This window comes from Polaromonas sp., assembly GCF_041689105.1.
In the GTDB taxonomy this organism is placed as follows: Bacteria; Pseudomonadota; Gammaproteobacteria; order Burkholderiales; family Burkholderiaceae_C; genus Polaromonas.
Window position 1 is genome coordinate 18,200 of sequence record NZ_JBDNGU010000121.1, and the last position, 9,323, is coordinate 27,522.

General features: G+C 62.1%; 8 protein-coding genes. 3 read left to right on the forward strand and 5 right to left on the reverse strand.

Going from position 1 to position 9,323, the window contains the following annotated elements; genetic code table 11:
- Positions 1-42 precede the first annotated feature (42 nt).
- Positions 43-243, reverse strand: a complete 201-nt coding sequence (locus tag ACESMT_RS13530) for a hypothetical protein (protein ID WP_372827122.1) — start codon at positions 241-243, stop codon at positions 43-45.
- Between the two features lie 72 nt (positions 244-315).
- The gene (locus ACESMT_RS13535) at positions 316-624 is read right to left on the reverse strand and encodes a hypothetical protein (RefSeq protein WP_372827124.1); all 309 of its coding nucleotides are present in this window, start codon (positions 622-624) and stop codon (positions 316-318) included.
- 372 nt (positions 625-996) lie between these two features.
- Between ACESMT_RS13535 and ACESMT_RS13540 the strand changes: the two genes are divergently transcribed.
- Both ACESMT_RS13540 and ACESMT_RS13545 read left to right on the forward strand, forming a co-directional pair.
- Positions 997-1,263 (forward strand): hypothetical protein, encoded by a 267-nt coding sequence (locus ACESMT_RS13540; protein ID WP_372827125.1) that lies wholly within the window; start codon positions 997-999, stop codon positions 1,261-1,263.
- 79 nt (positions 1,264-1,342) lie between these two features.
- Positions 1,343-3,517: a catalase gene (locus ACESMT_RS13545; protein WP_372827126.1), complete on the forward strand. Its 2,175-nt coding sequence runs from the start codon at positions 1,343-1,345 to the stop codon at positions 3,515-3,517.
- A gap of 34 nt (positions 3,518-3,551) precedes the next feature.
- Here ACESMT_RS13545 and ACESMT_RS13550 read toward each other — a convergent pair whose 3' ends face one another.
- On the reverse strand, positions 3,552-6,104 hold the full coding sequence (locus ACESMT_RS13550) for a penicillin acylase family protein (RefSeq protein ID WP_372827127.1): 2,553 nt from the start codon (positions 6,102-6,104) through the stop codon (positions 3,552-3,554).
- Positions 6,105-6,158: 54 nt separating this feature from the next.
- Entirely contained in the window at positions 6,159-7,589 is a 1,431-nt protein-coding gene (locus ACESMT_RS13555) for an aldehyde dehydrogenase family protein (protein ID WP_372827128.1), read from the reverse strand.
- A gap of 408 nt (positions 7,590-7,997) precedes the next feature.
- Here ACESMT_RS13555 and ACESMT_RS13560 point away from each other — a divergent pair, with 408 nt between their 5' ends.
- Positions 7,998-8,228 carry a hypothetical protein gene (locus tag ACESMT_RS13560; protein WP_372827129.1) on the forward strand — a complete coding sequence of 77 codons (231 nt, stop codon included), beginning with the start codon at positions 7,998-8,000 and terminating at the stop codon, positions 8,226-8,228.
- 39 nt (positions 8,229-8,267) lie between these two features.
- On the opposite strand, the gene ACESMT_RS13565 is transcribed toward ACESMT_RS13560, so the two are convergent.
- The gene (locus ACESMT_RS13565) at positions 8,268-9,218 is read right to left on the reverse strand and encodes an LD-carboxypeptidase (protein WP_372827130.1); all 951 of its coding nucleotides are present in this window, start codon (positions 9,216-9,218) and stop codon (positions 8,268-8,270) included.
- Positions 9,219-9,323 lie beyond the last annotated feature (105 nt).

The following is a 9,323-nucleotide window of genomic DNA, read 5'->3' on the forward strand; positions in this document are numbered from 1 at the left end:
GGCGCTGGCCTTGGTGACCGCCATCGAAGCTGTTCTTCGGGTTCAGGCCCGAATCGGCGTCACGGTGCCGGGCTCCCGCACGGGAATCGTCGGCTCGGTCGCGGGCGGCTCGATGATCTCCGGGGGGCCACCCGGCCCCGGCATGGGCGGCATCTCTGGCGGCGGCATTTCAGGGGGGATCTGCGTACCTGGCTCAGGATCGGTTGCAAAGGTAATGGGGCTAATAGGGCGAATGGGTTGCATGTCTATCTCCAGATATAAGGCCATAAGGCCATGAGGCGATGAAGAGGCGCGACGGCGGCAGCCGTCACCCTGTCAGTCGCGACGACGCTGCAGTGCCGACCGAACCACCGCAGCGAGCAACGCGCCTGCGGCAAGCGCCAGGAATGTAGACAAAAAAGGCTTCTCGGCCACCTGCTGCGCAAGCTTGCCGACCTGGCGCGAGCGGGCACCTGCGGCGTCCGCAGCTGGTGACACGAATGAAGGCCCCTGATCCGCCATGCCGTTCACCGAAGCGGGATTGGTCAGGAATGCCTCTTCGGCAGATTGCAGCACCTCTTTGGCCAGTGGTCGGGAGAGCGACCCGAACGGAAGATCCTCGGTATCAGACGCAGGCATGGTCATGGGCGGAGCCTTGGTTGAAAAAATGCAGTGAGCAAACAGGTGTTCAGGCGCTGAATAGCTGGATACACTCGCTTGCCGAACGGTCCGGCTTTGCCAGCCAACGTCGCTCGCTTACAAAAGGTACCAGCCTGCTCTCCATGCAGAAAGTTTAAAAGCGCAAACCTTGCGCCCACGCGGGAGAGCCGAGCAAGGTGCTGTAGGAGGATGCCCTGCACGCATTCGTGGGACGGGTCTTACAGGTATTCGCGATTGTCCTTACAACACTTGCCGTAGCCCAGCTACGGCTTTGTCACTTGGGACTGATTAAGGTCAAAGCTCATTGCACGCCCTGTACTTTTGTCCTGCGTTTTTGCTGTCTTCAGGATCATTCTCATGCCAATAGCAGCCTCCCCATCCCAGCCGTCCCTGCCCTTGCGCACTGCCTGGCGTGCCACGCACGGCAAGCGGATTTTCGCTGCATGGCAGCTTGTGCCTGCGACCTTTGCCCTGCTGATCGGATTCCTGGCGCTGACGCCAGACGGTATGGCCGAGCCTCTGCAGGCTTTAGCCAGCTGGCTACTTGTGGGTCTGGTGGCCGTACTGGCAGTGATCGCCGTTGCGAAGGGGCTGGAACGCCTTATTGCCTGCGACGGCGGTTGAGGCCGACATAAAAGCCAGCGGCAAGCCCACCCCGGTGCAGATCGCCAGGAACCCCTTTTTTGACCCCCAAGGATTACAGATGCCGCAACCCAAGCGCACTACAGCCAGCAGCGCCACGAAAACTGCCTCAGCGACCACTGAAAAACAAAAACAGCTCCAGGCTGCCGCCGCCGATGAGACCAACGTCCTGACGACCAACCAGGGGTTGCAGATCCCGGACAACCACAACTCGCTGAAGGCTGGCGTGCGCGGTCCCACGCTGCTGGAGGACTTCATCCTCCGCGAAAAAATCACCCACTTCGACCACGAGCGCATTCCCGAACGCGCGGTGCACGCACGGGGCACGGCGGCCCACGGTTACTTCAAGGTCTACAAGCCGATGGCGCATTACACCAGCGCGGGTTTCCTGCAAAACCCCGAGGCAGAAATTCCGGTGTTTGTTCGCTTTTCCACGGTCGCTGGCTCACGCGGCTCGGCGGACACGGTGCGCGACGTACGCGGATTCGCCGTCAAGTTCTATACCAACGAAGGCAACTACGACCTGGTCGGCATCAACATCCCAGTGTTTTTCATTCAGGACGCCATCAAGTTCCCGGACCTGGTCCATGCCCTCAAGCCTGAACCTCACAACGAGATGCCGCAGGCCGCCAGCGCACACGACACCTTCTGGGACTTTGTCTCGCTGATGCCCGAATCCACCCACATGCTGATGTGGGCCATGTCGGACCGCGCCCTGCCCCGTAGCTACCGGATGATGGAAGGTTTTGGCGTACACACCTTTCGCTTCATCAATGCGCGCGGCGAGTCGCACTTCGTGAAGTTCCACTGGAAACCCAAGCTCGGCGTTCATGGCCTGGCCTGGGACGAGGCGCAGAAGATCGCCGGCAAGGACGCCGATTTCCACAGGCGCGACCTGTGGGAAGCCATCGACCAGGGTAACTTTCCCGAGTGGGAGCTGGGTGTGCAGATCATCGAGGAAGGCAAGGAAGACAAGCTTGGCTTCGACATCCTGGACCCGACCAAGCTGATCCCCGAATCGGTGGTGCCGGTGCAACTCATCGGTAAAATGGTGCTCAACCGGAACCCGGACAACTTCTTTGCGGAAACCGAGCAGGTCGCGTTTCATCCGGGCCACCTGGTGCCGGGCATTGATTTCTCGAATGATCCGCTGTTGCAGGGGCGGCTGTTCTCGTACACCGACACGCAGATTTCTCGCCTGGGCGGTGCTAATTTTCATGAACTGCCCATCAACAAGGCGGTCTGTCCTTTCCACAACTTCCAGCGTGACGGCATGCACCGCCAGAGCGTCAACAAAGGTCGGGTAGCCTACGAGCCCAACACGCTTGCCAACGGGTCCGAATACCGCGTTGACGGCGGTGCTCAGGGTTTTCAGTCCCACCCCGAGCAACTGGAGCCGCCCAAAGTCCGGCGCCGTAGCCCGTCCTTCGATGACCATTTTTCGCACGCCAGGCTTTTCTGGAACAGCCAAAGCCCGGCCGAGAAAGACCACATCGTTGCCGCCTTCCGCTTTGAGCTGTCCAAGGTCGAGGTGTCAGACATCCGCCAGCGCATGGTCGATAACCTGGCGCATGTGGACTCCAAACTGGCGGCGAGGGTCGCTGCGCCGCTGGGCATCAACGCACCGGACGCCAAAGCAGCCGCAGGTCGTCTCGGCTTCAGGGACTATCGCATCGCGCCGTCGGTCGAGGAAGACGCGGCGCTGAGCATGGCCAGACCGGCGGAGAACATCAAGACCCGAAAAATCGCGATTCTAGTGGCCGACGGCGTAGACCTGCTGACCTTCAAGCGCCTGCAACAGGAACTGCTGGACGCTGGTGCAGCCTGCAAACTCATTGCGCCGCAGCTCGGAGCGGTCACCACGTCCTCAGGAAAGCAGCTTGCGGTGGATCACACCTTTGCCAACATGCCATCGGTGATGTTTGACGCGGTGCTGCTGCCCGGCGGCGCAGCCAGCGCCGCAACCCTGATGCAGATGGGCGATGCCATCCACTTTATCCTAGAGACCTACAAACATTGCAAAACCATCTGCGCCCTCAATGAAGGCGTGCAGTTGCTGGGCACGCTCGGATTTGCGCTAGAGGGCCATGGCGACCAGGTGATGGAGCCAACCACCGGCGTGTTGCTCGCCGATGCCCGCAAGGCCGCCGAGGGGCAGATTGCCCAGGCCTTTATGGCGTCGATGACCAGCCACCGGCACTGGGACCGGCTCAATGTGGATGCCGTGCCAGCCTGAGTTTGTGTGGCGGGCCGGGATCAGGATTGAAGCCTCAAGGCTTGAGCCGGAGTTCGTGGGTGAAGGCCGGCGGGTTCATCTGCAGCGGGCGATAGGCCACATCGGCCCAGGTGCTGCTCATGTCGCGGTAGCGGCTTGAAAAAACCAGCCCGCTCTGCCCGGTCTGGTAAATGAACTGCGACTTCTCCAGATCGCTCAAGTCATAAAGCGCGCGCAGAGACGCCGCATGCCGGTTGGCAAAAGGCACTTTGGAATCGTTGGGCCAGTACTGGCCGACATTGACCGTGAAGGAGTCGCCACCGGTAGGCACACTGACATCAAAAAAGCGGGCCAGCGCGGGCACGTTGCCAAAGGGCCGGTGCGCCGACAGGGCCTGATGGGCCTTGCCCCACTTCCATTGGGCGGGCGCGGCGCCCTCCTGGGTCTGCAGCACCGTCAGCGCACGGTCCAGCGCTGCGGTGGACTGCGCGGCACAGCCGGCAGCCCCGCACCAGGACAGGTCGTTGCGCTCGACCATCTCTTCAATCGCGCTGCGGAAATGACGCTTGCCGTACATGCTTTTGAGGCGGACCTCACCCAGCTTGCTGCCGATCACGCCGCGCGTGAGTTCATCAACCCAGACTGAAAAGATCAGCGGCGCGGCGCTGTCGGCCCGCATATTGCCGTCAAACCCTGCAAGCACGGCCTGCGCATCGGCGGCCAACGGGTGCTGCGATGCCGTCTTCTGCAGCAGCGGCAGCAGCCTGAGCGTCGCCAGCGACAGCTGGTCGCTCTGGATTTTCTGCATGGAAGCCACGTCATGGCGAGGCGTGGCTGCCAATAATTTTTCGATCCGGTCAAAGCGATAAGGCACGACCCAGTCCTGCCCCATGAAGAGGTCGGAGCCGGCAGCCACCACGCTCTGGTTGGCGTTGGAGAACCAGCCCTTGACGCCAATGGCAGCCGCGTCCGCCTGCGGCGTCTGCGCATAAGGCAACCATCCCGCCCAGTCGTACCTGGCCTCCCAGCCGGGTGACGGCGCGACGCCGAGGATGTCGTTGTCGGCCTTGCGCAGCGGCACCTTGCCAATGGCCTTGTAAGCGACCTTGCCGGCGACGTCGGCCGTCACCACGTTTTGCATCGGCGAATGGTGGTCAGCATAAGCCGCGATCAACTCGTCCACCGACTGGGCCTGGTTGGCGCGCAGGGCCGCCAGCGCGGTCAGGTTGTCGGTTTCCAGCGCACTCCAGCGCAGCGCAATCACGTATTTTTTGATGTCCAGCACGTCGGTGTGCGTCTTTTGCGCGTCGCTCAGCACCGGCCCGTGGCGGCTGGCGCGCACACTCAGGCTGACGTCGGGCTTGCCCTTGACCTTGATGGTTTCGCTGCGGGTCTTGAAGTCTGCCCACTGCGCCTTGCCACTGCCGGGCACCCGGTACTGCTGCGGGTTGGCCGGGTTGATCTGCTCCAGATACAGGTCCTGTACGTCGGGGCCGGTGTTGGTAAACCCCCAGGCGACCTTGCGGGTGCGGCCCAGCACCACAAAAGGCAGGCCCGGCAGGGTCGCGCCTATCACGTCCAGCGCGGCCGTGGCCTTGCCGTCCGGCGCCTGGCCCGCAGGTGCCTGCAGGCGCGCGAAGTACCAGATGGCTGGCGCGGACAAACCGAGGTGCGGGTCGTTGGCCAGCAAGGGCTTGCCGCTGGCGGTGCGGGTGCCGGCCAGCACCCAGTTGTTCGAACCCTTGCCCTCGACGTTGCCGATGTTGGCGGCCCAGTCGTTGATGTCCAGCGCCATCCGGTTTGCTGTTGTTTCCGGAGTTCCCGGGTTTTTGAGGTCAAAAAGGCCTGCAGCCCTTACCGGATGGGCGTCAACAGCTCCCGTTTTAATAGCATCTGTTGTCGGCCTGTAAACACCCAGGCCGGCATACAGTTTGGCGAAGTCGGTCTTCGAAGCCGGTGCCTCGCCCGGGTAAGGCGTGAACAGCTGCCAGAGCTGCTCGGTGCTGAGAACTTTGGCTGCCGACAAGCGGGCAAATTCATTGCCCCAGTTGCCACCCAGGTCCAGCGCCATCATCAGCGCCCAGCCCGCGCTGTCTTGCGGTGTCCAGGCCTGGCCGGAGCCGCCCGGCTTGACACCCAGGATATGGAATTCCGGCGAGAGAGCCTGGTCGCTGCCTGTGTAAAACGCATTGATGCCGTCGCTGTAAGCCTGCAAGGCCTGTTTCGCTTCTGCAGGCAGCACCTGCCACTGGCGCTCGGCCGCCTCCATGATGCCCAGCGTGCGCATCAGCTTGTCGGTGTCCAGTGTGGCTTCGCCCAGCACCTCGGACAACTGGCCGTGCATGACCCGGCGATTGAACTCGAGCTGCCAGCCGCGCTCCTGCGCATGCACATAACCCAGCGCCATCCACGCATCGCGCGGAGACTGGGCCTTGATGTGGGTCACGTCGGCGCCATCGCGCGCCACCGACACCGGGGCAAGCAGGCCGGACACCTTCAACTCGCCGTCCAGTGCGGGGAAGGTCCGGCTGATGTAAATCGCCGCGGTAACCGACAGCAGCAGCACAAGCAGCAGTACCAGCCAGAAAAATCGTTTGATCCAGACCACGATAGTGTTCCCCCGGTTGAGTGACAAGCGCCGGTCAGGCCAGCCGACGAAAAATCAGGCGACTGCGGCGGGCTGGAGCTGAAGGGACTTGAACTCCAGGAACTCTTCAAAGCCGTAGACCCCGTTTTCACGGCCGTTGCCCGACTGCTTGTAGCCGCCAAACGGCGCGTTGCCATTGAAGGGGCCACCGTTGATGTCGACCTGGCCGGTGCGGATGCGGCGTGCGACTTTCATCGCATGTTCGTCGCTGCCGCTCCAGACGCCGCCGCCCAGGCCGTAGATGGTGCTGTTGGCAATCGCCACGGCTTCTTCCTCGTCCTTGTAGGGGATGACAACCAGCACCGGGCCGAAAATTTCTTCCCTGGCAAGGGTGTCGGTGGACTTGATGCCCAGGATGGTGGGCTGCACAAAGTAGCCCTTGTCCATGGCTGGTGCGTCGGCGCCGCCGGCGATCACGTCGGCGCCCTCTGCGATGCCGGTGCGGATGAAGCCCAGCACGCGCTCGCGCTGGTTCGCGCTGACCAACGGGCCGAGCCGGCTGGTCTCGTCCAGGCTGGGGCCGATGCTGAATTTGGCAATCGCGATTTTCGCCAGCGCTTTTACCTCGTCGTAGCGGCTGGCCGGAACCAGCATGCGGGTGTGGGCCGAGCAGGTCTGGCCACTGTTGAGCATGCAGGCTGAAATCGTTCCCTTGACCGCGGCTTCGAAGTCAGCATCGGCCAGGATGACGCTGGCCGACTTGCCGCCCAACTCCAGCGCCACACGTTTGACCGACTGGCTGGCCAGCTCGCTGACGCGTTTGCCGGCACGGGTGGAGCCGGTGAAGCTGACCATATCGACTTCCGCGTGCGTCGCCAGCACTTCGCCAACCACCGGGCCCATGCCGTTGACCAGGTTGAACACGCCCGGCGGCAGCCCGGCTTCGTGGATGATCTCGGCCAGGATCATGGCGTTGACCGGGGCGATCTCGCTGGGCTTGAGCACCACGGTGCAACCCGCAACCAGCGCCGGGGCAATCTTCAGGGTGATCTGGCTCAGCGGAAAGTTCCAGGGCGTGATGCAGCCGACCACACCAATGGCCTCGCGCACCACCAGGGAGTTGCCGACCTTTTTTTCCCATTCAAAGTTGCGCGCCACCTTGGCGAAATTGCCCCAGTGCCAGGTCGGGCCGCCGACCTGCACGGTTTTGGCCATTTTCAGCGGCATGCCGACCTCGCGGGCAATCGCCATGGCCATCTCGTCGCTGCGCGCCTTCAGGCCAGCGGCCACCTTGTCGAGGTAGGCCGCGCGCGTCTCCACCGGCAGCGTTGACCAGCCCTCAAACGCTGCACGGGCGGCCAGCACAGCCCGCTCGGCCTCCTGCGCCGTGCCGGCAGGAACTGTTGCCATGACCTCCTCGGTGCTGGAGTCATGCACCGGCAAGGTCTCCGCGGATTGGGCTTTGGCCCATTGGCCATTGATGTAGTGCGCTGGGTAGATGGTCATGGAAAACTCACGAAAATTAGAGGTGGAAAAAAGGTGTCGTCAAGGCAGCTGCATGTGAATATTTCACAGGATTGACGGGGGCGGATTTTTCGTCAGCAGCAAAAAAGCCAATGCATGCAAAAGTATTGGTTGGATACAAATCAGAGAATCGACTTGACATTTAGTTACTAACGCGTTGATTTGTTTGTTGTTTTACGTTAACCATGTCACACGATACATCTTGCGCGTGCTGCTTCGGGGCTTTAATCTACCAGATCGTGCGCTGGGATGCGCCGACCTCTTATAGAAAGCTGGAGACCTATGCGCTGGATTACACCTGATTTAAAAAGCAGTTTGCTCGGCTTGCTGAGTGGTGGCGAAGCGATATCTTCCGGGAAGAAAACCCGCACCGAAAGCATTCGGCAAATCATGCTCAACGAACTGGGCGAGTTCGGCGAAAAGCATTACCCGAAAATTGCGCTGCGGGTGCGTTACGCCCAGGATGCGCAAGGCCTGTGGTACGCCCGGGGCGACGTGATGGCCGTGTTGTCGGCGATGCAGGGTGAAACCATTGCCCGGCAAAAAGTCGGCAGCATCACCAAGATGTTCGAAGGCCTGTTGCCCGGCGGCCTGGGCTCACGCCGCAGTTCCCTGAACTGACCCCCACTCCGAGCGTCCGCCCGCGCGCACATTCCAGCCTCAGTGGCTATGGCCCCAAAGTAAAAACGCGTCCCGGCCTTCAACGGCCAGGGTCACTTTCTGGCCCACCGGCAGCACCACCTTGGTCGGCACATGGCCGAAGGGCAAGCCCATCAGCACCGGCACCTTGATCTTGCGCTGCAACCCATCGACCACCGTGGCCAGTTTGAAGCCCTTGTCGTGCGGCACCAGCTTGTAGTTGGTGAACTGGCCCAGAACAATGGCTTTTTGTTGCGCCAGCACACCAGCGTGCAGCAGCGTCGTCAACATGCGCTCCAGCCGGTAGGGGTGCTCATGCACCTCCTCCAGGAAAAGAATGCCGCCCTTGACGGCTGGAAAATAAGGCGTGCCCACGAGCGAGGTCAGCACCGCCAGGTTGCCGCCCCACAATACCGCGTCCTTGATGCTGAAAACACCATCAGCCCTTGCTGCAAGTGCGCTAGACGCTCCTGATTTGATAGCGGAGGCGGGCAGGCGCCAACCCGTGCCCTCGCCCTGCCCCGTGATCAGGTCGTCAAAACAGGCCTCCATGATGTCGTCGGGTTCGCCTTCGACACCGAAGTCTTCGCCCAGCGCCGGGCCTGCCCAGGAGACAGCGCCGGTTTTGGCCAGCAAGGCGCTTTGCAGCGCCGTGAAGTCGCTGAGGCCGACAAAACGTGTGCCTTTGTCCACCGCTTTGGCTACCGCCTTGTAGTTGATGGCCGGCAGGATGCGGGTCAGCCCGTAGCCGCCGCGCGAGATCAGCGCCACATCGGCGCCGCTGGCTGCGGCGCGGTGGATGGCTGCCAGCCGCGTTTCGTCGTCGCCGGCAAACCGCTGATGGCTGGTGAGCGCGGCTTCATCCAGCTCGACCTCGTAACCCAGGGCCTTCAGGCGCAGCACACCGCGCTTGAAAGCGGCCTTGTCGCGTACGGCGCTGGACGGGGAATAGATGTAGATATGTTTTTTCACACCGGGAGTATCCCATTGCGCGGCAATGGCCTGCGGCGGCTGTCCTGCTCCGCGCCGGTCTCAGGCGCGAAAGTGCAAAACGGCGTTTTGTGCAACCTGCTCGCC

What these genes read in the sequence shown, in the direction of transcription:
- ACESMT_RS13540 (WP_372827125.1), top strand. Translation starts at nt 997, where the DNA reads ATGCCAATAGCAGCCTCCCCATCCCAGCCGTCCCTGCCCTTGCGCACT.
- ACESMT_RS13545 (WP_372827126.1), top strand. Translation starts at nt 1,343, where the DNA reads ATGCCGCAACCCAAGCGCACTACAGCCAGCAGCGCCACGAAAACTGCC.
- ACESMT_RS13560 (WP_372827129.1), top strand. Translation starts at nt 7,998, where the DNA reads ATGCTCAACGAACTGGGCGAGTTCGGCGAAAAGCATTACCCGAAAATT.
- ACESMT_RS13555 (WP_372827128.1), bottom strand. Translation starts at nt 7,589, where the DNA reads ATGACCATCTACCCAGCGCACTACATCAATGGCCAATGGGCCAAAGCC.
- ACESMT_RS13530 (WP_372827122.1), bottom strand. Translation starts at nt 243, where the DNA reads ATGCAACCCATTCGCCCTATTAGCCCCATTACCTTTGCAACCGATCCT.
- ACESMT_RS13535 (WP_372827124.1), bottom strand. Translation starts at nt 624, where the DNA reads ATGACCATGCCTGCGTCTGATACCGAGGATCTTCCGTTCGGGTCGCTC.